General features: G+C 72.5%; 22 protein-coding genes. 7 read left to right on the top strand and 15 right to left on the bottom strand.

Features of this window, described 5'->3' with window-relative positions; all coding sequences use genetic code 11:
- Positions 1-9: 9 nt before the first annotated feature.
- The 3 genes from KVS67_RS02455 to KVS67_RS02445 all read right to left on the bottom strand — a co-directional run bounded on the left by KVS67_RS02455 (position 10) and on the right by KVS67_RS02445 (position 1,505).
- Entirely contained in the window at positions 10-180 is a 171-nt protein-coding gene (locus tag KVS67_RS02455) for a DUF3117 domain-containing protein (protein ID WP_002855133.1), read from the bottom strand.
- Positions 181-360: 180 nt separating this feature from the next.
- On the bottom strand, positions 361-705 hold the full coding sequence (locus KVS67_RS02450; RefSeq protein WP_049146621.1) for a hypothetical protein: 345 nt from the start codon (positions 703-705) through the stop codon (positions 361-363).
- Complete coding sequence (locus KVS67_RS02445) at positions 702-1,505, bottom strand: TIGR00730 family Rossman fold protein (protein WP_063190243.1); 804 nt, start codon at positions 1,503-1,505, stop codon at positions 702-704. Before KVS67_RS02445 ends, KVS67_RS02450 begins: the two co-directional genes overlap by 4 nt.
- A gap of 178 nt (positions 1,506-1,683) precedes the next feature.
- Here KVS67_RS02445 and KVS67_RS02440 point away from each other — a divergent pair, with 178 nt between their 5' ends.
- The 4 genes from KVS67_RS02440 (at position 1,684) to KVS67_RS02425 (ending at position 5,029) form a co-directional block, all read left to right on the top strand.
- Positions 1,684-2,418 carry an amino acid ABC transporter ATP-binding protein gene (locus KVS67_RS02440; RefSeq protein WP_179288613.1) on the top strand — a complete coding sequence of 245 codons (735 nt, stop codon included), beginning with the start codon at positions 1,684-1,686 and terminating at the stop codon, positions 2,416-2,418.
- Positions 2,419-2,465: 47 nt separating this feature from the next.
- Entirely contained in the window at positions 2,466-3,359 is an 894-nt protein-coding gene (locus tag KVS67_RS02435; RefSeq protein WP_041105310.1) for a glutamate ABC transporter substrate-binding protein, read from the top strand.
- A gap of 105 nt (positions 3,360-3,464) precedes the next feature.
- Positions 3,465-4,145 carry an amino acid ABC transporter permease gene (locus tag KVS67_RS02430; RefSeq protein ID WP_063190244.1) on the top strand — a complete coding sequence of 227 codons (681 nt, stop codon included), beginning with the start codon at positions 3,465-3,467 and terminating at the stop codon, positions 4,143-4,145.
- A complete protein-coding gene (locus tag KVS67_RS02425) occupies positions 4,142-5,029 on the top strand; it encodes an amino acid ABC transporter permease (RefSeq protein ID WP_061867039.1) in 888 nt (295 codons plus the stop codon). The genes KVS67_RS02430 and KVS67_RS02425 overlap by 4 nt, the downstream gene beginning before the upstream one ends.
- Before the next feature lie 91 nt (positions 5,030-5,120).
- Here the strand turns inward: KVS67_RS02425 and dapE are convergent, their stop codons facing one another.
- Positions 5,121-6,257, bottom strand: coding sequence for a succinyl-diaminopimelate desuccinylase (gene dapE / locus KVS67_RS02420; RefSeq protein WP_063190245.1), 1,137 nt, complete (start codon positions 6,255-6,257; stop codon positions 5,121-5,123).
- A 69-nt stretch (positions 6,258-6,326) separates the two neighbouring features.
- On the opposite strand from dapE, the gene dapD reads away from it, so the two are divergent.
- Complete coding sequence (dapD, locus tag KVS67_RS02415; RefSeq protein WP_063190246.1) at positions 6,327-7,292, top strand: 2,3,4,5-tetrahydropyridine-2,6-dicarboxylate N-succinyltransferase; 966 nt, start codon at positions 6,327-6,329, stop codon at positions 7,290-7,292.
- Positions 7,293-7,554: 262 nt separating this feature from the next.
- The gene (locus tag KVS67_RS02410) at positions 7,555-8,550 is read left to right on the top strand and encodes a DUF559 domain-containing protein (RefSeq protein ID WP_368669032.1); all 996 of its coding nucleotides are present in this window, start codon (positions 7,555-7,557) and stop codon (positions 8,548-8,550) included.
- A gap of 96 nt (positions 8,551-8,646) precedes the next feature.
- Here KVS67_RS02410 and KVS67_RS02405 read toward each other — a convergent pair whose 3' ends face one another.
- From KVS67_RS02405 to KVS67_RS02360, 10 genes are all read right to left on the bottom strand, one after another.
- On the bottom strand, positions 8,647-9,933 hold the full coding sequence (locus KVS67_RS02405) for a citrate synthase (RefSeq protein ID WP_081339279.1): 1,287 nt from the start codon (positions 9,931-9,933) through the stop codon (positions 8,647-8,649).
- Between the two features lie 148 nt (positions 9,934-10,081).
- The gene (gene dapC, locus KVS67_RS02400) at positions 10,082-11,233 is read right to left on the bottom strand and encodes a succinyldiaminopimelate transaminase (protein WP_217564736.1); all 1,152 of its coding nucleotides are present in this window, start codon (positions 11,231-11,233) and stop codon (positions 10,082-10,084) included.
- Positions 11,234-11,238: 5 nt separating this feature from the next.
- Positions 11,239-11,565, bottom strand: coding sequence for a ferredoxin (gene fdxA / locus KVS67_RS02395; RefSeq protein ID WP_002855160.1), 327 nt, complete (start codon positions 11,563-11,565; stop codon positions 11,239-11,241).
- The gene (locus KVS67_RS02390; protein ID WP_135019381.1) at positions 11,562-12,128 is read right to left on the bottom strand and encodes a hypothetical protein; all 567 of its coding nucleotides are present in this window, start codon (positions 12,126-12,128) and stop codon (positions 11,562-11,564) included. Before KVS67_RS02390 ends, fdxA begins: the two co-directional genes overlap by 4 nt.
- Positions 12,121-14,031, bottom strand: a complete 1,911-nt coding sequence (typA, locus tag KVS67_RS02385; protein WP_002855163.1) for a translational GTPase TypA — start codon at positions 14,029-14,031, stop codon at positions 12,121-12,123. The genes KVS67_RS02390 and typA overlap by 8 nt, the downstream gene beginning before the upstream one ends.
- Before the next feature lie 148 nt (positions 14,032-14,179).
- Positions 14,180-16,060 carry an ABC transporter ATP-binding protein gene (locus tag KVS67_RS02380; RefSeq protein WP_052833441.1) on the bottom strand — a complete coding sequence of 627 codons (1,881 nt, stop codon included), beginning with the start codon at positions 16,058-16,060 and terminating at the stop codon, positions 14,180-14,182.
- Positions 16,057-17,247 carry an ABC transporter permease gene (locus KVS67_RS02375; protein WP_044659397.1) on the bottom strand — a complete coding sequence of 397 codons (1,191 nt, stop codon included), beginning with the start codon at positions 17,245-17,247 and terminating at the stop codon, positions 16,057-16,059. The genes KVS67_RS02380 and KVS67_RS02375 overlap by 4 nt, the downstream gene beginning before the upstream one ends.
- Before the next feature lie 5 nt (positions 17,248-17,252).
- On the bottom strand, positions 17,253-18,773 hold the full coding sequence (locus KVS67_RS02370; protein WP_044659393.1) for an ABC transporter permease: 1,521 nt from the start codon (positions 18,771-18,773) through the stop codon (positions 17,253-17,255).
- 162 nt (positions 18,774-18,935) lie between these two features.
- Entirely contained in the window at positions 18,936-20,792 is a 1,857-nt protein-coding gene (locus tag KVS67_RS02365; protein ID WP_044659392.1) for an ABC transporter family substrate-binding protein, read from the bottom strand.
- A 251-nt stretch (positions 20,793-21,043) separates the two neighbouring features.
- Complete coding sequence (locus KVS67_RS02360) at positions 21,044-22,522, bottom strand: NAD(P)/FAD-dependent oxidoreductase (protein WP_044659391.1); 1,479 nt, start codon at positions 22,520-22,522, stop codon at positions 21,044-21,046.
- A gap of 65 nt (positions 22,523-22,587) precedes the next feature.
- Here KVS67_RS02360 and zupT point away from each other — a divergent pair, with 65 nt between their 5' ends.
- Positions 22,588-23,376 (top strand): zinc transporter ZupT, encoded by a 789-nt coding sequence (gene zupT, locus KVS67_RS02355; protein ID WP_044659390.1) that lies wholly within the window; start codon positions 22,588-22,590, stop codon positions 23,374-23,376.
- 15 nt (positions 23,377-23,391) lie between these two features.
- Here the strand turns inward: zupT and KVS67_RS02350 are convergent, their stop codons facing one another.
- Positions 23,392-24,573 (bottom strand): S1C family serine protease, encoded by a 1,182-nt coding sequence (locus tag KVS67_RS02350; protein ID WP_044659389.1) that lies wholly within the window; start codon positions 24,571-24,573, stop codon positions 23,392-23,394.
- Position 24,574: the final 1 nt, after the last annotated feature.

The following is a 24,574-nucleotide window of genomic DNA, read 5'->3' as shown; positions in this document are numbered from 1 at the left end:
GGTCCGGGCTCAGGCCTGGATGACGCCCTCGAGGCACTCCTTGAGCTCGCGGGCCTCGTCCGCGTTGATCTCCAGCACGAGACGGCCGCCGCCGTCGATCGGCACGCGCATGATCAGGCTGCGCCCCTCCTTGGTCACTTCCATGGGACCGTCCCCGGTGCGGGGCTTCATGGCGGCCATTGCGACTTCCCTTCTGGATGATGTTCCCGTCACGGCGTCCGGCGACCGCGGGAGCGGGCACTGACCGGACGCCTCCGGCGCCCCCGCACGCGGGCGTGCGCGAGGCCGGTCACATCACCATTATCGCGGATTCCGCGTGCGCGCGCCAAACGATGGCCCGCACCGAGCCCGGCCCACGACTCAGGCGTACCCCGCCGGATCGCCCCGGGAGGGGTCGGCGGCCTCGAGCTCGGCCACCCGGGCCCGCAGCGCGGTCGCCTCGTCCTCACGTTCCGCGAGGGCGTCCCGCAGCCGCAGCAGGACGGCGTCCACCTGGTCCCGCTGGTAGCCGGGCACCGCGACGGCCAGCCGCAGCAGGTCCACATCCGCCGCGCGCGGCCGCTCCGGCAGCAGCACGGGGTGCCCGGGCGTCCGTCCGGCCGGGTCGCCGGCCCGGAGCGTGAGCCGGCCCGCGAGGGCGGCGGCCAGGGCCGCCAGCACGACGACGAGCACGGCCACCAGGACGATCCACTGCGGCCCGCTCACGCGTCGGCCCTCCCCGCCGAGCAGAGCACGCACGCGACGGCCTCCTCGGCCGTGTCCACGAGCTGGACGAGGTCCGGGTCCTCGGGCGAGATCATGCCGCGCTCCACGAGCGTGCCGCGGATCCAGTCCACGAGCGGGCCCCAGAAGCCGCGGTCCACGAGGACCACGGGGAAGCGGGTGACGGTGCCGGTCTGCACGAGGGTGAGGGCCTCGAAGAGCTCGTCCAGGGTGCCGAGGCCGCCGGGCAGCACGACGAAGCCCTGCGCGTACTTGAGGAACATGACCTTGCGGACGAAGAAGTAGCGGAAGTCCACGCCCACGTGCACCCAGGGGTTCAGACCGGTCTCGAACGGCAGGTCGATCCCCAGGCCCACGGACTCTCCACCGGCCTCGTGGGCGCCCCGGTTGGCGGCCGCCATGGCGCCGGGCCCCCCGCCGGTGATGACCGTGTACCCGGCCCGGGCCAGGCGGGTCCCGACCTCGTGGGCCAGGACGTACTCGGCGCTGCCCTCGGGCGTGCGCGCCGAGCCGAACACGGAGACCGCGGGACCCAGCCCCGCCAGAGTGCCGAAGCCCTCGACGAACTCGGCCTGGATGCGCAGGACACGCCAGGCCTCGGACGTCGTCGAGGCGACGTCGGCGGCGGGGCGTGCGGCGTCGCCGGGCCGCCGGCCGTCGAGGAGGAGCTGGTCGAACGTGGGGGTGCGCGCCGCCTCCCCGCGCAGGACCTGCCCGCCGCGGCGGACGCGCTGGGGCTTGGCGGCGACGTCGCCGCCCGAGGGGTGCTCATGTGGGGCCATGGCGCCAGCCTAACGAGCCGGCGGGCCGCCGGGGCCGGCGTCGCACGGCGCACCGCGCCGGGTGTGGCGTGCGCTATATTCCACTGGCATGACGCAGATCACGCCTGAGCAGCCCCACGGCGCCCACCTCCCCGACGAGGCCGGTGTGCGGCGCCGTCGCGGTGCCGCGGGCGATGACCTGATCGTCCTTGAGGGCGTCAACAAGCACTTCGGCGACTTCCACGCCCTCCGACAGATCGACCTGCGGATCCCGCGCGGCCAGGTGGCGATCGTCCTCGGCCCGTCCGGCTCCGGCAAGTCGACGCTGTGCCGCACGATCAACCGGCTCGAGACCATCGACGACGACGGCGGCCGCATCCTGATCGACGGGCGGCCGCTCCCCACCGAGGGCAGACAGCTCGCCCAGCTGCGCGCCGAGATCGGCATGGTCTTCCAGTCCTTCAACCTCTTCGCGCACAAGTCGATCCTGGAGAACGTGACCCTCGGGCCCATCAAGGTGAAGGGCAAGCGCCGGGCGGACGCCGAGCGGCACGCCATGGAGCTGCTCGAGCGCGTGGGCGTGGCCCAGCAGGCGAGGAAGATGCCGGCCCAGCTCTCCGGCGGGCAGCAGCAGCGCGTGGCCATCGCCCGTGCCCTGGCGATGGAGCCGAAGGCCCTGCTCTTCGACGAGCCGACCTCCGCCCTCGACCCCGAGATGGTGCAGGAGGTCCTCGACGTCATGGTCCAGCTCGCCGAGGGCGGCATGACCATGGTCGTGGTCACCCATGAGATGGGCTTCGCCCGCAAGGCCGGGGACCGCGTGGTCTTCATGGCCGACGGCGCCATCCTCGAGGACACCGACCCCGACACCTTCTTCACGAACCCCCGACACGAGCGTGCCCAGGACTTCCTGGGCAAGATCCTCGCGCACTGACCCCGTCCCCCGTCGCACCCCACCGCACCGAACCAGAGGAGAGCACCATGCTCCGCACGAAGCTCCTGACCCTGTCCGCCGTCACCGCCGCGGCCGCGCTGTCCCTCACCGCCTGCGCGCCGTCGTCCTCGCAGGGCGGCGGTGGCGACGCCGCCGGCTCGTCCTCGGCCGGCGAGTCGACGTCGTCCGGCTCCGGCGAGAGCCTGCGCATCGGCATCAAGTTCGACCAGCCGGGCCTGGGCTACCGCGAGGGCTCGGCCCAGCCCACCGGCTTCGACACGGACGTGGCCCGCTACGTGGCGGACAAGCTCGGCGTGGCCGAGCAGGACATCGAGTGGGTCCAGACCCCGTCTGCGAACCGGGAGAACGCCCTGGAGAACGGCGAGGTCGACATGATCTTCGCGACGTACTCCATCACGGACGCCCGCAAGGAGCGCGTCGCCTTCGCGGGCCCGTACTTCGTGGCCGGCCAGGACCTGCTGGTCCGCGCGGACGACACCGCGATCACCGGCCCCGAGTCCCTCGACGGGAAGAACCTCTGCTCCGTCACCGGCTCCACCTCGGCCCAGAAGATCAAGGACCAGTTCGCCTCCGGCGTGAACCTGGTGGAGCAGGGCGGCTACGCCGAATGCGTGACCTACCTCGAGTCCGGCCAGGTGGACGCCGTGACCACGGACGACATCATCCTCGCGGGCCTGGCCGCCGCCGACGCCAACAAGGGCAAGTTCAAGGTCGTCGGCAACACCTTCACCACGGAGCGCTACGGCGTCGGCCTGCCGAAGGACTCGGAGCGCTGCGAGGACATCAACGAGGCGATCAAGGAGATGAAGGACTCCGGCGAGTGGAAGAAGGCCCTCGAGTCCAACACCGAGGGCACGGGCTACACCTACGACGAGACGCTGAACTCCGGCGAGGACGCTGAGTTCGAGCCCTGCGCCTGACGGCCTCCTGCGCCGGGTGGGCCGAGGGCGTGACCTGAACCGTCACCCTCGGCCCGCCCGGCGGCTCCCCTGCCCGTCAGCCCTGTCCCGACCCTCGGAGAAGACATGGAATCGATCTCCTCGCTCCTCGCGGACTACGGCGCGGACATCCCGCTCGCGTTCTGGACGAACATCAGGCTCGCGTTCCTCGCGACCCTCGGCTCGTTCGCCCTCGGCGTGGTGCTCGCCCTGTTCCGCATCTCGCCCGTCCCCTCGCTGCGCGCCCTCGGCACCGGCTACGTCAACGTGGTCCGCAACACCCCGCTGACGATCATCATGCTGCTCGGCGTGCTCGCCGTCTGGGGGCAGCTGAAGGTCAGCTTCTCGTCCGACTTCACGCTGAACTTCTTCATCTACGCCGTGATCGCGCTCTCGCTCTACCACGCGGCGTTCATGTGCGAGGCGATCCGCTCCGGCGTCAACACCGTCCCGCTCGGGCAGGCCGAGGCCGCCCGCTCCATCGGCCTGGGCTTCCTGCCCGCGGCCCGCCACGTGATCCTGCCCCAGGCGCTGCGCGGGGCCATCACCCCGCTCGGCAACACCGTGATCACGCTGACCAAGAACACCACCGTCGCCGCCGCGGCGTCGGTGGCGGAGGCCTCGGGCCTGATGAAGCGCATGATCGAGTTCAGCCCGGACGTGATGGTGGCGATCTTCCTGACCTTCGCGATCGGCTTCTGCCTGATCGTCATCCCCATCGGCCTGCTGACCACGTGGGCCTCGGAGAAGTGGGCGGTGGCCCGATGAGTGCCCAGGCCTCCGTCCTCTTCGACGCCCCGGGTCCGATCGCCCGCCGGCGGATCCTCCTCGCCAACCTCGTCTCCCTCGCCGCGGTGTTGGTCGTGGCGGTGCTCGTGCTGATCCAGATGAACGCCACCGGCCAGCTCTCCGGCCGCCGCTGGCTGGCCGCCGTCGACGGCGACGCGTGGCGGAACTACTACCTGCCGGGCCTGCAGTTCACCCTGCAGTCCGCGGGCATCGCCGTGGTCACCTCCGTGGTGTTCGGCCTGGTGTTCGGCTTCCTGCGGCTGGCCCCGTTCGGCCCGATGCGCTGGCTGGCCGCCGTCGTCGTCGAGTTCTTCCGGGCCGTGCCGGTGCTCGTGATGATGGTGTTCTTCTACCAGCTGTTCGCGCAGGTCGCGCGCACCGGGGCGATCCAGCCCCAGGACGGCCCGTACTACGCGGTGATCGCGGCGCTGACCCTGTACAACGGGTCCGTGATCGCGGAGCTGGTGCGCTCCGGGGTGCGCTCGCTGCCGCGCGGCCAGCGCGAGGCGGCCGCGGCGGTGGGCATGACGAGCATGCAGTCCCTGCGGCTCGTGGAGGTGCCCCAGGCCCTCATCGCCATGCTGCCCTCACTGCTGAGCCAGTTCGTGGTGATCCTCAAGGACTCGGCGCTGGGCTACCTCATCGGCTTCTTCGAACTCCTGCAGTACGCCCGCCAGCTCGGCTCCGGCAACGGCAACATCCTGCAGTCCCTCGTGGTGGCCGCGGTGATCTTCATCGTCATCAACTTCCTCCTCACCTGGGCGGCCACCCGGCTCTCGCGCCGGCTGTCGTCGCGGACGGCCGGCGACGCCAGCACCCCCACGACCCCGCTCGTCGGGGCGTCCACGGCCACGGCGGCCTGACCCGGCGGAGCCGCGGCGGGCCCGCGGGTCCGGCGGGTGGCGGCGGCCGACGGCCGGTGGCCGGTGGCCGGTGGCGGCCGACGTCGTCGGGTCAGCCGGCCAGCCAGGCCGCGAGCGCCGCGAGGCACGCGTGGACCGCCTCGCGGGGCACGTGCTCGTCGTCCGTGTGGGCCAGGAGGGCGTCGCCGGGGCCGAAGTTGACCGCGGGCACGCCCAGCTGCGAGAACCGCGCCACGTCCGTCCACCCGTACTTGGGCTGGGGCTCTCCCCCGACGGCGGCGACGAACGCGGCGGCGGCCGGCCGGTCCAGACCGGGGCGGGCGGCGGGCGAGGCGTCGTCGATCCGCACCTGGGCGTCCCAGTCCACGCCGGCCCCCTCCAGCACCGCGCGGACGTGCGCGTGGGCCTGCTCGAGGGTCTTGTCCGGAGCGAACCGGTAGTTCAGGTCCACGGACGCCTCGTCCGGGATGACGTTGCCCGCGACGCCGCCGGTCACGCGGATCGCGTGGAGCCCCTCGCGGTACTCCAGGCCCTCCACCGTGACCGTGGCCGGCTCGTACGCCGCCAGGGCGGTGAGCACGGGGGCCAGCTTGTGGATCGCGTTGTCGCCGCGCCAGGCGCGGCCCGAGTGCGCCGCGACACCGGGGAAGGTGACGCGGTACCGGCACGTGCCGTTGCAGCCGCCCTCCACGACGCCGTCGGTCGGCTCGAGCAGCACCGCGAAGTCGCCCTCCAGCAGCTCGGGGGCCTGGCGGGCCACGCGGGCGAGGCCCGAGAGGTCCGAGGAGACCTCCTCATGGTCGTAGAACACCCACGTGACGTCGTGCACGGGGGTCGGGCCGTCCGCGCGGCCGAAGCGGCCGGCCAGGGCCAGCTGCACGGCGACGCCGGACTTCATGTCCACGGCCCCGCGGCCGTACAGCACGTCCCCGTCCCACGCCGAGGGCACGGTCCCGCGCGAGCCCGGCACGGTGGGCAGGGGCACCGTGTCCAGGTGCCCGGCCAGGATCACGCGGGTCGGCCGCCCCAGAGCGGTGCGGGCGACGACGGCGTCGCCGAACCGCCGCACCTCGAGGCCGCCCAGGGCGCGCAGGGCCTGCTCGACGGCGTCGGCCAGCGGACCCTCCTCCCCTGAGACGGAGCGCACGTCCAGCAGGGTGGCGGTGAGCGCCGTGACGTCGAGGTCCGGATCGGCGAGGTCGGGCAGGGACACGGGGGTGAGACTCATGCGTCCAGTCTACGGACGCTCCTCCCACCGCCCCGCAGCGTGCCCCGGCCGCTCATTAGGCTGAGGCGCATGACCCAGACCGCTGCACAGCAGCCCTCCCCCCGTCTCGTCTCCGGCCACGGCCTGGCCACCACCGCCGCCGACGGCGCCGTCCTGGACGTGTGGTTCCCCGCCCCCGTGGCCGGTCCGCTCTCCGCTGCGGACGCCTCGCTGTGCGACACCCTGCGCGCCCTCGCCGCGGACGACGCGGACCGCGGAACCACCCAGGCCGTCGTCGAGCTGGAGGTCGACCTGGACGCCGCCCCGGCCTCCACCGCGGACGCGTGGCTGCGCCTGCACGCCCTCTCGCACCGCCTGGCGCGGCCGAACGAGCTCAACCTCGACGGCGTCTTCGGGCTGCTCACCAACGTGGTGTGGACGAACCACGGCCCCTGCGCGGTCGCCGACTTCGAGCTGACGCGGGCGAAGCTGCGTGCCCGCGGCGCCGTGCAGGTGTACGGCGTGGACAAGTTCCCGCGCATGACGGACTACGTCGTGCCCTCCGGGGTGCGCATCGGCGACGCGGACCGGGTGCGCCTGGGCGCCCACCTGGCCGAGGGGACGACCGTGATGCACGAGGGCTTCGTGAACTTCAACGCGGGCACCCTGGGGCACTCGATGGTGGAGGGCCGGATCTCGGCCGGCGTCGTGGTGGGCGACGGGTCGGACGTCGGAGGCGGCGCGTCCATCATGGGCACGCTCTCCGGCGGCGGCACCCAGCGGATCGTGATCGGCGAGCACGTGCTGCTCGGCGCGAACTCCGGCGTGGGCATCTCCGTCGGCGACGACTGCGTGGTCGAGGCCGGTCTGTACGTCACCGCAGGCACGCGCGTGAGCGTGCTGCAGGACGGCGAGGCGGCGCGGACCGTGAAGGCCGTGGACCTCTCCGGCGTGCCGAACCTGCTGTTCCGCCGCAACTCCACCACGGGCGGGGTCGAGGCCCTCCCCCGCGCCGGCCGGACCGTCGAACTGAACGCGGCGCTGCACGCGAACTGACCCGGCGCACCCGGCTGCCAGCCCGCGACCCTTCCCTCCGCGCCGCGTTTGGGGGCGATTTCCGGTGGTATCCCGTCGGGATAACGCCCACTATCGCCCCCGGAGCTCCACGGCGGTCCGGGGGCGGGGCGACGACGGCGGCACGCGGCGCGGGCCGTCGGCTCCTGCACAGCAGCGCCCGCCCCGCGCGTCATCCCCGTGCCGCGGCCAGCGCGCCCCGGGCGCCCCGCCGGCGTCGTCCGATGGGTGCATGCCGCGCGTCGTGACTCCTCTGCCGCCCGACCAGCCCGCCGTCCTGTTGGCCACGGACCTGGCCCGACTGGGGCTGCCGCCCGACCGCGCCCGCCGGTCGGACCTGGAGCGGGTCGGACAGGGCTTCCACCGGCAGCGGGCGCACCCTGGCACGGGATGGGCCGACCTGGGCCTGCCCGAGCCCGGGCACGGCTTCTCCCCCGATCACCTTGCCGCGCTTCTGCGCCGACGCCCGGATGCCGTCCTCTCCCACGAGACCGCGGCCCACCTGCACGGTCTGCCGATGCCCGCGCGTGCCTGGCGGCGGCGCGACCCGGCGACCGGCGAGCTCGACGTCGACCCGCCGGTTCACCTCACCGTGGCCCGGGGGACACGACGCGTCCGGCGGGCTGGTCTGATGGACCACCGGCGGCCGCTGGCGCCCGAGTTCGTCACGCACGTGCACGGCCTGCGCGTCACCACGGTCGATCGCACCTGGCTGGACCTGTGCTCCCTGACGCCCCCGTGGACGTTCGAGGACCTCGTGGCCGCCGGCGACCACGCCGTCCGGCACCCGTGGACGCCCGCGGGCCGGACGGATCCGGCCACCACGATCGCCGCGCTGCGGTCCGCGCTGCGCGCGTCCGGACGCTTCCATGGCCGCCCGGCCGCCCGGGAGGCGCTGGACTCCGTTCGCGTCGGGGCGGACTCGCCGCCCGAGACCCGCCTGCGCCTCGCCCTCGTGGCCGGCGGGCTGCCGGAGCCGGAGCTGCAGGCCGCGCTCGAACCCGGGGACCCCTTCTCCCCCGTGGCCGACCTGGCCTACCGCCACGTGCGCCTGGCCCTGCAGTACGACGGTGCGGGGCACCGCACGCGGGAGCAGCAGGCGCGCGACGCCCGCCGGGACCGCTACGGCCAGGCGCGCGGCTGGACGACGCTCCGCGTCACCTGGGCGGATGGGCGCGAGGACTTCCGTGGCGTCGTCGCGGTGGTCCGACGCCGCCTCAGCCCCTCCGCCTCGACGTGAGCACGCTCCGGCGAACGCATTGGGGGCGGTTTCGGGTGGTATTCCGTCCGAATACCACCCGAAACCGCCCCCCAACGCAGGGTCAGCGCCCCCGGGTCAGCGCTGCGGGTACTGGCGCAGCTGCTCGCCCACGTAGATCTGGCGCGGGCGGCCGATCTTGGTGGCCGGGTCCTCCATGAGCTCGCGCCACTGGGCGATCCAGCCGGGCAGGCGGCCGAGGGCGAAGAGGACGGTGAACATCTTCTCCGGGAAGCCCATGGCCTTGTAGATCACGCCGGTGTAGAAGTCGACGTTCGGGTAGAGCTTGCGCTCCACGAAGTAGTCGTCGGCGAGGGCCTTCTCCTCGAGACGCTGGGCGATCTCCAGCAGCTCGTCGTTGCCGCCCATCTTGCCCAGGATGTCCTCGGCGGTCTTCTTGATGATCTTGGCCCGCGGGTCGTAGTTCTTGTACACGCGGTGGCCGAAGCCCATCAGGCGGACGCCGTCCTCCTTGTTCTTCACCTTCTCCATGAAGTCCTCGGGCGTGATGCCCTCCGACTTGATCTTCCGGAGCATGTTCAGCACGGCCTCGTTGGCGCCGCCGTGCAGTGGGCCGTAGAGGGCGTTGATGCCGGCGGACACCGAGGCGAACAGGTTGGCCTGGGTGGAGCCGACCAGGCGCACCGTGGAGGTGGAGGCGTTCTGCTCGTGGTCGGCGTGCAGCATGAGCAGCAGGTCGAGGGCCTTGACCACGTCCGGGTCGATGTCGTACTCCTCGGCCGGCACGCCGAAGCACAGGCGGAGGAAGTTCTCCACGTAGTTCAGTGAGTTGTGCGGGTACATGAACGGCTGGCCCAGCGACTTCTTGAACGCGTAGGAGGCCAGCACCGGCAGCTTGCCCAGCAGACGCACGGTGGAGATGTGGACCTGCTCCGGGTCGTGCGGGTCCAGGGAGTCCGGGTAGAACGTGGACAGCGCGGACACGGAGGAGGACAGCACCGGCATGGGGTGCGCATCCCGCGGGAAGCCGTTGAAGAACAGCTTGAGGTCCTCGTGCACCATGTTGTGGCGCAGGATGTTGGTCTCCCAGGCCTCCAGGGTCTCCTTGGACTCGGGCAGCTCGCCGTAGATCAGCAGGTAGGCCACCTCCATGAAGGAGGAGTGCTCGGCGAGGTCCTCGATGGCGTAGCCGCGGTAGCGCAGGATGCCCTGGTCGCCGTCGATGTACGTGACGGCCGACTTGGCGTTCGCCGTGTTCATGAAGCCCGGGTCGTAGGTGACGTCGCCGGTCTCCTTCAGGAGCGGGGCGATGTTGATGCCGTTGTTGCCCTCTGTGGCGTGCTCGACGCCCAGGTCCAGGCTCTGCTCGCCGACGGTCAGCCGGACGGACTCGTGATGGGTCACGGGTGTGCTCCCTCGTCTTCTCTTCTCGATGGCCCGGGTTCGCGCGCCGGCCTGGGCGCGCCCACACGGGGACGACTCTGCTCCAAACTATCAAGGACCGGCCCGGGGCGCGCGGTCGCTTCCCCCGACGACGGCCCTCGGCCCCGGCTCAGCCGGTCCGCGGCCCGCGGGCGGTGAGTCTCGCCGCGGCCCGGGCGACCGCCTCGTCCGTGGCGGTGATCGCGACGCGGACGTAGCCGTCGCCGCCGGCTCCGTAGAACACGCCGGGCCCGGCGATGATGCCCAGGTCCGCCAGTTCGCCCAGCAGGTCCCACGAGTCCTGCGCCGTGGCGTCGGCCGGGTCCAGGTCCGCCCGCCGGGCCCACAGGTACAGCCCCGCCTCGGAGTGGTCCACCGTGTGGCCGGAGGCCTCCAGCGCGGTGCGCAGCGCGTCCCGACGGCGGCGGTAGCGGTCCTTCTGCTCCGCGACGTGCGCGTCGTCGGCCAGGGCCACGGCCATCGCGTGCTGCACCGGGGCGGGCACGATCATGCCCGCGTGCTTGCGGGTGTTGACCAGGGTCGCCACGAGCTCCGGATCCCCCGCGGCGAACGCGGCGCGGTAGCCGGCGAGGTTGGACTGCTTGGACAGCGAGTAGACGCTCAGCAGGCCCGTCAGGTCGCCGCCGGAGACCTCGTCGGACAGGATGCAGGGCACGACGGCCCCGTCCCACGCGTCCCAGCCGAGCTCGGCGTAGCACTCGTCCCCGCACACCACGGCGCCCACGGCGCGCGCGGCGTCGACCGTGCGGCGCAGCGCCGCCGCGTCCAGCACGGCGCCGGTGGGGTTGGCCGGCGAGTTGGTCCACACGAGGCGCACCCGCTCACGCACCTCGGGCGCCAGCGCGTCGAGGTCGTCCGCGGCCACGGCCTCCGCCCCGGCCAGCAGCGCGCCCACCGCATAGGTGGGGTAGGCGGCCTCGGGGTGGACGACGACGTCGCCTGCGCCGAGCCCGAGCAGCGTGGGCAGCCACGCGATGAACTCCTTCGACCCGACCGTGGGCACCACGGCCGCCGGGTCCAGCCCGGGCACCCCGCGGCGCCGGGCGTACCAGTCGACGACCGCGCGACGCAGGGCGTCCGTGCCGTGCGTCGTCGGGTAGCCGTGCGCGTCGGCGGCCTCGGTCAGGGCCCGGCGGATCAGCGCCGGCGTCGGATCCACCGGCGTTCCGATGGACAGGTCCGCGACGCCGTCCGGGTGGGCGGCGGCACGCTCACGGTAGGGGGTGAGCGTGTCCCACGGGTAGTCCGGCAGCGTCAGCATGGGGCTCAGGCGTCGGCGTTCTGCAGGGGCAGGGCGGAGATGATCGGGTGGTCCTTGGCGATCATGCCCAGCTTGGCGGCCCCGCCCGGGGAGCCCAGGTCGTCGAAGAACTCGACGTTGGCCTTGTAGTACTCGGCCCACTCGTCGGGGGTGTCGTCCTCGTAGTAGATGGCCTCGACGGGGCACACCGGCTCGCACGCACCGCAGTCGACGCATTCGTCCGGGTGGATGTAGAGCATGCGCTCACCCTCGTAGATGCAGTCCACGGGGCATTCGTCGATGCACGCCTTGTCCTTGACGTCCACACACGGCAACGCGATCACGTAGGTCATGGCTGACCGTCCACCTCTCTCTGGGCACGGGGTTGCGGGGCTGCGGTCCAGGGTACTCGCTCCCCCGGACGCGTTTCGCGGGCGGTCACAGTGGCCCGGCAGGGGCGCGTGGCGGCCTCGGCGGCCTCCGCGGGTCGGCGGTCCAGCCGCCGGCCCGCGGCCAGCAGGACCAGGCCGAGCGCCGGCTGGCCGACGTTCCAGGCCACGGAGGCGACGACGGCGCCCGGCGCCGCCGCCCACAGGCCGGCCGTCCAGGACAACCCCAGGGCGTCGTCCACCGGCAGGCGCTGCAGGGCCAGGACGGCGGTGAACGCGCCGGCGACGACCGCGGCCCCCGCCGGCAGGGCGCGCCCGCCGCGGCCCGCGCGTCGGACCATCCACCAGCGCTGTGTCGAGCCCACGAGCACAAGCGCCAGCACCGCACCCCAGGGCAGGGTCCAGCCGCCCGGCAGGGAGGCCAGGTTCAGATGGACGGCGGTGCCGAGCGCGCCGGCGACGACGCCGAGCAACGCCCCGCCCACCACGTCGGCGGGCCGGGCGCGGCGGCGGGGACGCTCAGGCACGGGCGCGGGCGCGCGCGGCCTTCAGGCGCTCATTGGCGTCCAGGACGACCTTGCGGATGCGGATGTCCTCGGGGGTGATCTCCACGCACTCGTCCTCGCGGGCGAACTCGAGGGACTCCTCAAGGGTGAGCCGGCGCGGGGGCGTCAGGCCCTCGAACGACTCGGAGGAGGCCGCACGCATGTTGGTGAGCTTCTTCTCCTTGGTGATGTTCACGTCCATGTCGTCGGCGCGCGAGTTCTCGCCCACGATCATGCCCTCGTACACCTCGGCGCCGGGCTGCACGAAGAAGGTGCCGCGCTCCTGCAGGTTGATCATGGCGAACGGCGTGGCGGAGCCCGCCCGGTCGGCCACGAGGGAGCCGTTGGTGCGGTACTCGATCTCACCGGTCCACGGCTCGTAGCCGGCCGCGTAGGAGGAGGCGATGCCCGCGCCGCGGGTCTCGGTGAGGAAGCGGGTGCGGAAGCCGATCAGGCCGCGGGCCGGGACCAGGAACTCCATGCGGATCCAGCCCGTGCCGTGGTTGGACATCTCCTGCATGCGGCCCTTGCGGGCGGCCATGAGCTGCGTGACCGCGCCCATGAACTCCTCGGGGATGTCGATGGTCATGCGCTCCATCGGCTCGTGGACCTTGCCGTCCACGGTCCGGGTGACCACCTGCGGCTTGCCCACGGTGAGCTCGAAGCCCTCGCGGCGCATCTGCTCCACGAGGATAGCCAGGGCGAGCTCGCCGCGGCCCTGCACCTCCCACGCGTCCGGGCGTTCGGTGGGGAGCACCTTGAGCGAGACGTTGCCGATCAGCTCCTTGTCCAGGCGGTCCTTCACCTGGCGCGCTGTGACCTTGGCGCCCTTGACGCGGCCGGCCAGCGGGGAGGTGTTGATGCCCACGGTCATGGAGATGGCCGGGTCGTCCACCGTGATCAGCGGCAGCGGCTTCGGGTTCTCCGCGTCGGTGAGGGTCTCGCCGATCATGATGTCCTCGATGCCGGCGACGGCGACGATCTCGCCCGGGCCGGCCTCCTCCGCGGGCACGCGCTCGAGGCCCTTGGTGGCCAGCAGCTCGGTGATCTTCACGGTCTTCAGGGCGCCGTCCTGGCGGGCCCACGCGACCTGCTGGCCCTTGCGGAGGGTGCCGTTGAAGATGCGCAGCAGCGCGAGGCGGCCGAGGAACGGGGAGGCGTCCAGGTTGGTGACGTGCGCCTGGAGGACCTCGCCCTCGGTGTAGGACGGGGCCGGGATGTGCTCCATGATCACGTTGAAGAGGGCCTCGAGGTCCTCGGCCTCCGGCAGGGCGCCGTCGGCGGGCTGGGTCAGGGAGGCGCGGCCGGCCTTGCCCGAGGCGTAGACGACGGGGACGTCCAGCACCGAGTCGAGGTCCAGGTCCGGATCCTCCTCGGCCAGGTCCGAGGCCAGGCCGAGCAGCAGGTCCATGGAGTCGGAGACGACCCCGTCGATGCGCGCGTCCGGGCGGTCCGTCTTGTTGACCACGAGGATCACGGGCAGCTTGGCGGCGAGGGCCTTGCGGAGCACGAAGCGGGTCTGGGGCAGCGGGCCCTCGGAGGAGTCCACGAGCAGCACGACGCCGTCCACCATGGACAGGCCGCGCTCCACCTCGCCGCCGAAGTCGGCGTGGCCGGGGGTGTCGATCACGTTGATGGTGACGGTCTCGCCCTCGGGGGCGGACGGGCCGGAGTAGAACACCGTGGTGTTCTTGGCGAGGATCGTGATCCCCTTCTCCTTCTCCAGGTCCCCGGAGTCCATGACCCGCTCGGCGACGTCGCCGTGCGTGTTGAAGGCACCGGTCTGGCGCAGCATGGCGTCCACCATCGTGGTCTTGCCATGGTCCACGTGGGCCACGATGGCCACGTTGCGCAGATCGGAGCGGCGGGTTTCGGTCGAGGTCATGGGCGTCCTGTCCGGTTCGACATCAAAGGGGTGGAGGCGCACGACGACGGCGGCCCCCGTGCGATTGTACGCGCAGGGGCCGCCGTGGACAGGCGGGCCGGTGGGCCCGGGGTCGGCGGCGGGACGCGCCCGCCGCCGACCCGCGCGGTCAGTAGACGCCCTCGCCGAGGGAGGCGAGGAACTCGCGGCGCTCCTGGCGACGCTCCGCCTGCTGGTCCGGGTCCGGCACGGGCGCCGCCGCCAGGAGGCGACGGGTGTACTCCTCCTTCGGACGGTGGAGCACCTCCTCCGTGGGGCCCTGCTCCACCTGGCGGCCGTCCTTGAGGACGAGCACCTTGTGGGCCAGCATATCCACCACCGCGAGGTCGTGGGACACGAACAGGCACGCGAACTCGTAGCGCTGCTGCAGCTCCGCGAACATGTCCAGCACGGCGGCCTGGACGGACACGTCGAGGGCCGAGGTCGGCTCGTCCGCGATGAGCACCTGGGGGTCCAGGGTCAGGGCGCGGGCGATCGAGATGCGCTGGCGCTGACCGCCGGAGAGCTCGTGCGGGTACCGGTTCACCACGGAGCGCGGCAGACGCACCGCGTCCAGCAGCTCCTCGGCGCGGGCCAGGCGCGAGCGCCGGTCCCCCACCTTGTGCACGACCATCGGCTCGGTGATGATGTCGCCGATCGGGAACCGCGGGTCCAGCGAGGCCGCCGGGTCCTGGAAGACCACGCCGATGTTCTTGCGCAGGGCGCGCTGCTCGGCCTTGGGCATCGTCGCCAGGTCGTGGCCCTGGATGCGCAGCGAGCCCTCCGCGATGGTGAGCAGGCCGAGGACCGACTTGGCGATGGTGGACTTGCCCGAGCCGGACTCGCCCACCAGGCCCAGGATCTCGCCCGGGGCCACCTGGAAGCTGACGTCGTGGACCACGCGGTTCTTCTTGCCGCGGTGGTCGTACTCGAGGTGGAGGTTCTCCGCCTCGATCGCGTACCGGGCCTGCGTCTGCGTGGCCGTGACCGGCTCCGGCTCTGCCACCTCGAGGGGCTCGCCGAGGCGCGGCACCGCCGAGAGCAGCTTCTGGGTGTACGGGTGCCGGGCGTGCTGGAGCACCTGGTGCACCGAGCCCTGCTCCACGAGCTCGCCGTGGAGCATCACGCACACCCGGTCCGCCATGTCCGCCACCACGCCCATGTTGTGCGTGATGAGCAGGATGCCGGTGTTCATCTTGTTCTTCAGGGAGCGCAGCAGCTCCAGGATCTCGGCCTGGACCGTCACGTCGAGCGCCGTGGTGGGCTCGTCCGCGATGATCACCTTCGGCGAGCAGCTGATCGCCATCGCGATGACGATGCGCTGGCGCTGGCCGCCCGAGAACTGGTGGGGGTACTGCTTGAGCCGGGTGGCGGCGTCGGGGATGCCCACCATGGTGAGCAGCTCGACGGCGCGCTTGTCCGCCTCGGTGCCGTAGGCGATGCCGTGCAGTTCGAGGGCCTCCGTGAGCTGGTCGCCCACGGTGAGGACGGGGTTCAGGGCCGTCATGGGCTCCTGGAACACCATCGCCACCTCGTCGCCGCGGATGTCGCGCAGCTGCCCCGGGGTCATGGTGAGCACGTCGCGGCCGGCCAGCTGCACGGAGCCGGTGATGTCCGCATTGCCCGGGAGCAGGCCCATGGCGGTGGCGCTCGTGACGGACTTGCCGGAGCCGGACTCGCCCACGAGGGCGACGACCTCGCCGGGCTTGACGTCGAACGTCACGCCCTTGACCGCGTGCACCTCGCCGAACTCGGTCGCGAACTTCACGTCCACGTCGCGGAAGGCGAGCACCGGCTCGCCGCCCAGGTCGTCGTGGCGGGCCACGACGCCCATCGCGCTCGTCGCGGGGCCCGGAGGCACGCCGCCGTCGCCGGAGGAGCCGGGCACGGCGGCGCCGCGCGCCTCGAGGTCGGCCGACGACGCCGCGTGCGAGCCCTGCCCGCCGGCGGTCACGTCGTTCTCGTTCTTCTTGCCGAACATGGATCGGCCTTTCTTGTCGTTCGCGCTCATCGCTGACCGTCCTCGTCCGCGTCGGAGATCCGTGCGGATCCGCCGGCCTCCTCCGCGGGGGCCTCGATCCGGCCGGCCGTCGGGGCCGCGGCCAGACCGCCCGCCGTCGTCGCACCGGCCTCGGTGGCGGCCGCGCGGCGGCCGAAGAAGCGGGGCCTGCGGTGGGCGCCCGCGCCCTGGCGCGGGTCGAAGGCGTCGCGCAGGCCGTCGCCGAGGAAGTTCACGGACAGGGCGATCGCGAGGATGATCATGCCGGGCCACCAGAACAGCCACGGACGGGTGGTGAACGCGTTCTGATAGTCGGAGATGAGCAGGCCCAGGGACGAGTCCGGCGCCTTCACGCCGAAGCCGAGGAAGGACAGCGAGGTCTCCAGCAGCACCGCGCCCGCGATGGCGAACGTCGCGTTCACGACGATCACGCCGATCGTGTTGGGCAGCAGGTGCTTGAAGATCAGGCGGCCCGGCTTGGCGCCCATGGCGACGGCGGCCGCCACGAACTCCTTCTCGCGCAGGGACAGGACCTCGCCGCGCACGAGGCGGGCCAGGGACGTCCAGGACACGAGGCCGAGCACCACCGCGAGCGGGAGGATGCCCATCTTCATGCCGCTGGCCATCTGGCCGAGCACCGCGGCGAGCACGAGCAGCGGGATGACGATGATCAGGTCGGTCAGGCGCATCAGCACGGAGTCGACCCAGCCGCCGAAGTAGCCGGACACGGCGCCGACGACCGCGCCGATCACGGTGGAGAGCAGGCCCACGATGGCCGCGATGATCATGGACTGCTGGGTCCCGCGCATCACGAGGGCGAAGTAGTCCTTGCCCGTGGTGTCCTGGCCGAAGGGATGCTCGCCCCAGCGGATGCCCTCGCCCCCGAAGGCCTGCGGCACGACCGAGAGCGTCGGGCGACCGCCGTTCACCACGGACGCCGCGGCCGTGTAGGACTTGTCCCACCAGCCGGGGATGCCGGCGAAGCCGATGGAGGAGAACGCCATCAGCGTGATGAAGACCAGCACGATCAGGGAGATCATCGCCGCCTTGTGGCGGAAGAACCGCTTGCGGACCAGGGCACCCTGGGAGTAGGACTTCCCGGCCTTGGCGCGGAGCTTGGCGTCCTCCGCCTCCGCGAGGTCGAAGATCTGCTTCTCGTCGAGCTGCGCGCCCGTCGTCGAGGAGTTGTTGGTGGTCATCTGGCTCACACTCGAATCCGGGGGTCGAGGACGGCGTAGAGCACGTCCGCCACGAGGTTCATCAGCACGGCGGCGGTGCCCGTCACGAGGAAGAACGCCATCACGGGCATGGGGTCCACGTCGCGCAGGCCGGTGGCGAACAGCTCGCCCATCCCCTTCCAGCCGAACACCTGCTCCGTGATCACGGCGCCGCCGATCAGGCCGGCGAAGTCGAAGGCCATGATCGTGGTGATGGGGATCAGGGAGTTGCGGAACGCATGCTTCAGGATCACCTGGCGCTCCGGCAGGCCCTTGGCGCGCGCGGTGCGGATGTAGTCCTGGCGCGAGACCTCGAGCATGGAGGAGCGCGTATACCGCGAGTACGTGGCCACCGAGATGATGGTCAGCAGGATGGTGGGCAGCAGCAGCTGCGCACCGCGGTCCAGGAACACCACCCAGAAGTGGGCGTCCAGGTTCGGGGTGCCCGAGCCGATCGTGGAGATCGGGCGCGGCTTGACCTTCAGGAAGGTCGGCCAGTAGTTCATCAGGTGCTCCGCCACGATCGCCACGCCCATGATCAGGGCGGTCACCAGCGAGGCGGACACGGCCGAGCCCTTGGAGAAGCCGCCGAGCAGGCGGCCCACCAGGATGGCCACCAGCACGAGGATGACGCCGAGGCCGGCCAGCAGCAGCGCGGACGGCGTCCGCCACAGCAGGCTGTAGGTGGCGTAGTAGGAGACGAGGCCGATCGCGGCCGTGACCAGGGCGGCCTTGAGGACCGATCGGTTGCGCAGACCGGAGATCACCGCGGTGGCGCCGACGGCGGCGGCCAGGCCGATGACCAGCTGCACGACCGGGCCCATCTGCGGATGCCGCCAGAAGTCGACGGCGAACAGCACCCAGCCGGCGAGCAGGATGAACGCGGCGGTGGCGCCGAACGTGAAGGCGCGCCGCTTGAGGTCGCCCGCCATGACGGCCTGCAGGACCAGGCCCGCGAGGACGGCGACCCCGATGAGGAGGGGCCAGTTCAGCTCGGGGCTGCGGATCCAGTCGTTGAACCGGATCCCCATGTACTCCTTCAGGAGCACGGCCGCCCAGAACACGGGCAGCGAGAAGAAGAGGAAGATCAGGAACGTGACCACGTAGTCGAGGCCGGAGTACTGGCGGATCGCGGTGACGATGCCGATCGCGATGCCGATGATGATCGCCAGGACGGTCGCGAGCACCACGAGGCGCAGCGTGGAGGCCGCGGCGTTGCTCAGCAGGTCACCGACGGACTGACCGTTCCGGCTGAGGCCGAGGTCGCACTGACCGGTGACGCAGCCGCCGATGCCCTGGAGCCAGTCCCAGTACCGGGCGTACCAGGGCTGGTCCAGCCCCATGAATTCGGTGCGGGCGGCGATGAGGGTCTCGCGGTTGGGGTTCTGTGACTCTCGCAGGTCCTGGAGGGGGTCACCCGAGTGGGCCACGAGGAAGAAGAGCAGGATCGACGCGCCGAACAGCACCAGGAGGGAGCTGCCGAGGCGCTTGAGGATGAATTTCAGCACAACAGGGGGTGACCTTCCGTGCGAGTGCAAGGGAAAGGGAGGGGTGCGGGTTCGCCGCGGTTCACGGCCAGAGCCCGGCCGGTGCCCGGCCGGGCTCTGTCCTCGATCCCGACGCCGGCGGTCCGCGGGAGGCGGACCGCCGGGTCAGAGGTCAGCGGGGCGTCACTCCTGGACGCGGACCCACTGCTCCACGTTCCACAGCGCACCCGACTGGGCGGCGGTGTCGCGCACGTTGGCGACGTCGGCCTTGTGGCCGACCAGACCCGGGTGAGCGTACAGCGGGATGGCCTGGAAGTCCTCCCAGAGCAGCTTCTCGATGGTCTTGACCTGCTCGAGCTGCTCGTTCTCGTCCAGCGAGGTGGCGAGCTTGTCCCAGGCCGCGTCCACCTCGGGGTTGTTGTAGCTCTGCTGGTTCTGAGCGCCGTCCGACTGGTAGATGTTCGCGCCGGAGGCCTTCTGGCCCGAGCCGGCCCAGGCGTAGAGGGCGGCGTCGTAGTCACCGGCCGGCATGACCTCCTTGAAGAACACCGGCGAGTTGGCGTCCTGCACGTCGAAGCCGGCCTGGTCGCAGGAGCTCTTGATGAGCGCGACGGTCTCGGTGCGACGCTGGTTGCCCGCCTGGTAGCCGAGGCGGACCGTGGGCGTGGAGACGCCCGACTTCTCGACGAGCTCCTTCGCCTTCTCGATGTTCGGCTCGTCCATCTCCTTCGGGTAGGCCTCGTCCACGACCTCCTGGTACTTGTCCTGGAAGGGGAAGACCTCGCGCAGGTTCATGACCTGGGCGTCCGCATAGATCGGCTTGATCAGGTTGTCCACGATCTGCTGGCGGGGCAGGCAGAGGGCGAAGGCCTCGCGCAGCTCCGGGGAGTCCGCGAAGACGGAGCCCTCGCCGCGGTTGTAGTCCACGTGCTCCCAGGTCAGCTGGTCACCGGTCTGGACGTTGACGTCCTCGCCGAGGCCCTCGAGCTGCTGGAGGGTGTCCACGGTGGCCTGCGGCTCGATGACGTCGAGGTCGCCGTTCTGCAGGGCCTGCACGTGGGTCTTCGGGTCGGCGAAGCGGAGGACGAGCTCCTTGGTGGCCGGCGGGGTGCCCCAGTACTCAGGGTTGGCCTCGAGAGTGATGGACTGGCCGGCCTGCCAGCCGCCGTCCTTGAACTTGTAGGGGCCCATGGAGGGCACCAGCGAGGCGTCCGGCAGCTCGCCGGGGCTGAAGTCCCAGCCGTCGTTCCAGAACTCGGCCGCCGGGGTGAGCGCCTCGACGTCCTTCTCCTTCGCAGCGGTGACGAGCTCCTCGAAGCTCATGCCCGCCTCCTTGGCGACGATGTGCGCCGGCAGCGCGGTGCTGATGAGGATCTCCCAGTCCGCGTAGGGCTCCGGGTAGGTGACGGTGAACTCCTTGCCGTCGGCCTCGCCCTCGGGCGCCTCCGGGATGTACTTGCCCTGCTCGAAGGAGATCGAGTCGAACAGCGGGGTCTCGGAACCCTCGGCCTTGACCGTGTCGTTGTTCGCGGCCCAGTGCACGATGAAGTCGCCGGCGGTGACGGGGGTGCCGTCGGACCACTTGGCGTCGTCGCTGATGGTGTACTTCACGGTCAGCGGGTCGTCCGAGGTCTTCTCGTACGTGCCGAAGTCCTCGTTCGGGATGATCGAGCCGTCGGTGCCGAAGTACCAGAAGGACGAGAACATGCGGTCCGCGACGGCCGAGTTGTACGTGGTGTACGTGTTCGACTGCAGGCCGTTGTAGGACAGGAAGTCGTCGGCGCCCACCGAGTAGGCGATGGAGCCGTCCTGGGTCTTGACGTCGCCCAGGTCGGCCATCTCCGGCCCGGAGGCCTCGGCGGTGAGCTTCTGGCCCTTGTCCCCTTCGATGACGTTGCCGGCGCCCGAGTCGCCGCCCTGGCTGGCGCCGGAGCCGTTGCTGGATTCGCCTGCGTTGCCGCCGCCCGGGGCGCACGCGGAGAGGATGAGGGCCGAGCCGGCGGCCAGGGCCGCGGCAGCGGAGAGCTTCGTGTACTTCATGGAAGGTGCTTCCGTTCATGAGAGGTGCAAGGACGTCGCGCGCCCGCATCCCTGTGGGGATCCGATGGTGCGAGACGACCCCCGGGCCGTTCCGCCGAGACGGGACGTTCCGTGAGATGAACCACACTGTAGCGGGCACATTCCGATTCGCGAAAGTCCGGATCCGGATCAGTCTCAGCCGTGGCGCACAGCGGTCGCCGACACCCCGGCAGACCCCGGCACGGCGCCGCTCCGCCCGGGCGGCGGCGCGGTCAGCGACGACGGTCCGCCAACAGAGTCCGCACGGCCCACGCCCCGCCCATGCCATGGACGCCGGCGCCCGGCGGGGTGGAGGCGGAGGCCAGATACAGCCCGGCCCGGCCCGCCCGGTGCGGCCGGGGCGACGCAGTGGGGCGCAGGAGCGCGCGCGCTCCCGCGAGCGATCCCCCCGCGATGTCGCCGCCCACGAGGTTCGGGTTCCACACCTCCAGGTCGGCCGGGCGCATCGCGACCGCGGCCTGGATCCGGTCCCGGAAGCCGGGTGCGTGCCGCTCCACCTCCGCCTCGATCAGCGGACGGACGTCGCCGGGGTGGCCGTGGGGCACATGGGCGTAGGACCAGACGACCGTGTGCCCCCGGGCGGGCCCGGTGGCCCGTGTGGGGTCCGCCGCCTGCTGCTGACAGAGCATGACGAAGGGCCGCGCCGGCATCCGGCCGGCCGCGACGTCGTCCTCGGCCCGCCGGATCTCGGCGGCGGTCCCGCCCAGATGCACCGTCCCCGCGCCCGCGAGCCGGGCGTCGCGCCACGGGATCGGCCCGTCGAGCAGGAAGTCGACCTTGGACACGGACGGCCCGGGGCGCCACCGGCGCAGGGCCGCGGCGTAGCGCGGCGGCAGGCCCGTGCCGGCGACGCGCAGCACCTGGCGCGGGGTCAGGTCCAGCACGACGGCGTCCGCGGCGGGCAGCGCGCGCAGGTCCGTGACCTCGTGGCCCAGGTGCAGCCGCCCGCCGTGCGCCCGCAGCACCGCCACGAGCGACTCGACGATCGCCCCCGACCCGCCGCGCGCCACCGGCCAGCCCGAGCTCATCCCGAGCGCGCCGAAGAGCGCACCGAACGCCGCCGTCAGGGGCCGGCTCGAGGGCAGGATCGCGTGGGCCGCCGAGCCCGTGAACAGGGCGCAAGCGGCCGCCGTGCGGAACATCGCCCGGCCCAGCAGATCGGCCGGCCACGGGGCGCGCAGGCCGAAGCGGGCCATCGCCACCGGATGGGGCGGGGGTCGCAACACCGGGCCGAGCGCGCCCGCCAGGATCTCGTCGACGTGGTCGACCAGGGCCCCGTGCACGGCCCGCCAGGCCCGCGCGTCGACGCCGAGACCCACGGCGGTGGCCTCGAGGTCCCGGTGCAGGAGGGCGGCCGGCCCGTCCGGCAGCGGATGTCCCATCGGCACGGCCGGGTGCAGCCAGGCGAGCCCGTGGTCCGTCAGCCCCAGCTCCCGGAACACGGGGCTGGCGACGCCGAACGGATGGCCCGCCGCCCCGAGGTCCACCACGGTCCCCTCCCCCAGCACCGGCGCGGACGCGCACGCGCCGCCGGGCACCGGGGCCCGCTCGAACACGTCCACCTCCCAGCCCTCGCGGGCCAGCAGGGCGGCGGCGGTCAGGCCGTTGGGTCCGGCGCCCACGACGACGGCGCGGCCCGGCTCGACGCCCCGGGGCAGGGCGAATCCGGGGCCGGTGGCGGTTTCGGTCATGGTCTCCTCCTGTAGTCCCTAGGATGGTCGCACCCCGCCCGCCGCCCGTCAGGAGGCCCTCCCCCGTGGACCCGTTCTGGACCGCGCTCGCTCTCACGACGTTCGCCGGGCTGGCCACGGTGCTGGGCGGCGTCCTGGCGATCGTCGGACGCGCGCCCTCGGGCCGCGGGCTGGGGGCCGCCCTCGGCCTCGCCGCGGGCGTCATGCTCGCGGTCTCCTTCCTGGAGATGCTGCCGGCCGCCGTCGAGGGGCTGGGCGGGGCGGTCGGCCCCGCGGCGACCGCCGTCGCGGTGGCCGCCCTGATCCTCGGCGCAGGCTCCTACGTGCTGCTCGAGCGCGCCGTCCCCGACCCCGTCTCGGAGATGCCGGGCGACGTCGACGACCCGGCCGGCCTGGACCGGCGGCGGATGCTGCGCCTGGGCACGGTGACGGCCCTGGCGATCGGCCTGCACAATCTGCCGGAGGGCTTCGTCACCTTCGCCGGCACCCTGCAGGATCCGTCGGTGGGCCTCGCGCTGGCCGTCGCGATGGCCGTGCACAACGTTCCCGAGGGCGTGGCCGTGGCCGTGCCCGTGCGGCAGGCCACCGGATCGCGGCGCAAGGCCTTCGCGTGGGCCGCGTTCACGGGGATCGCGGAGCCGCTGGGCGCGCTGATCGGCTGGCTGCTGCTGGCCCCGTTCCTCACACCCGCGCTCCTGGCCGCCGTCTTCGCGGCCGTGGCGGGCGTGATGGTGACCGTGAGCCTCGACGCGCTGCTGCCCGCCGCCCGGGCGGCCGGGGGCCGCGCCGCGGCGCTGGGCGGCGTGCTGCTGGGCGTGGCCGCGATGGCCCTCTCACTGGACCTGCTCTCCTGAGCGCCGGGGGGCCGGTCAGTTCACGAGGGCCGGCTGCAGGACCGCCTCGGCCTCGCGCACCTCGCCGTCGGCGGTGCGCCACTGGACGGTGATCCGGTCCCCCACGTTGTGGTCGTTGACCAGGCGGGACATCCGGGAGGCGTCGTCGCCGACGGTCCGCCCCTCGATCTCGAGGATGACATCGCCCTCGACCAGGCCGATCTGCTCGGCGGCGGAGCCCGCGTCCACCTGCATGACCACGACGCCGACGTCGGGATCCGCGCCGACCATGATGCCCAGGGCGCCGTCCGCACCGATGCTCACGGTGTCCGTCTCCTCGCCCGAGAGGACCTGGTCCGCCACGTCGAAGGCCACCTCCAGCGGGATCGCGAAGCCGTCCACCTCGTCTGCGGTGGTCCCGTCGCTGGCTGCCACGGTCACGCCGACCACCTGGCCGGCGTCGTCCACCACCGGGCCGCCGGAGTAGCCGGGCACGACGTCCGCGTCCGTCTGGATCAGGCCGGACAGGCGCGCGTACTGATCGGTGCCCTCGGCCGCGGCCATGATCGAGCGGTCCGTGCCGAGCACGGTGCCGCGCACGGCCGTCAGATAACCCTGGCCTCCGCCGTTGCCGACGGCGGCCACCTGGTCCCCGCGCCGCACCGGGTCCAGCGAGACGCTGGCCACCGGCAGGTCTGAGACGCCCTCGACGTCGAGCACCGCGATGTCGTGCTCGGCATCGCGCCCGAGCACCGTGGCCGTGTGCCGCGCGCCGGTGTCCGCGACCACCACGTGCACCTCCGAGGAGTCCTCGACCACGTGGTAGTTGGTCACCGCCAGCCCGTCCGGGGAGAGCACCATGCCGGTCCCCGTGCCGGTGCGGGCGCCGAGGGCGGTCTCCACGAGGAGGATGCCCGGGGCGTCCGCGACCGGCTGGCCCGGGTCCAGGGACGAGCCGTCGTGGGCCGATGCGGACCAGTCCACCGTCACGCCGTCGTGGACGTGGGTCAGGCCCGCCGCGAGCTCGCCCGCCTCCCGTGCCGGGGCCTCGGCGGCGGGCACGGTCGGGGCGGAGTCCGCGGCGACGTCGACCATCCGGCCGGCGAGGAGCGCGGTGAGGCCCCCCGCCAGGACCAGCGCCCCGAGCACGCCGAACAGCGCGATGACGAACGCCAGGGGCGAGCGTCGTGCGCGCGGCGGCCAGCCCGGCGGCGTCACG

It is taken from the genome of Micrococcus sp. GbtcB5 (assembly GCF_019091605.1).
Taxonomy (GTDB): domain Bacteria; phylum Actinomycetota; class Actinomycetes; order Actinomycetales; family Micrococcaceae; genus Micrococcus; species Micrococcus luteus.
This window is presented reverse-complemented; position numbering and strand designations above follow the sequence as displayed.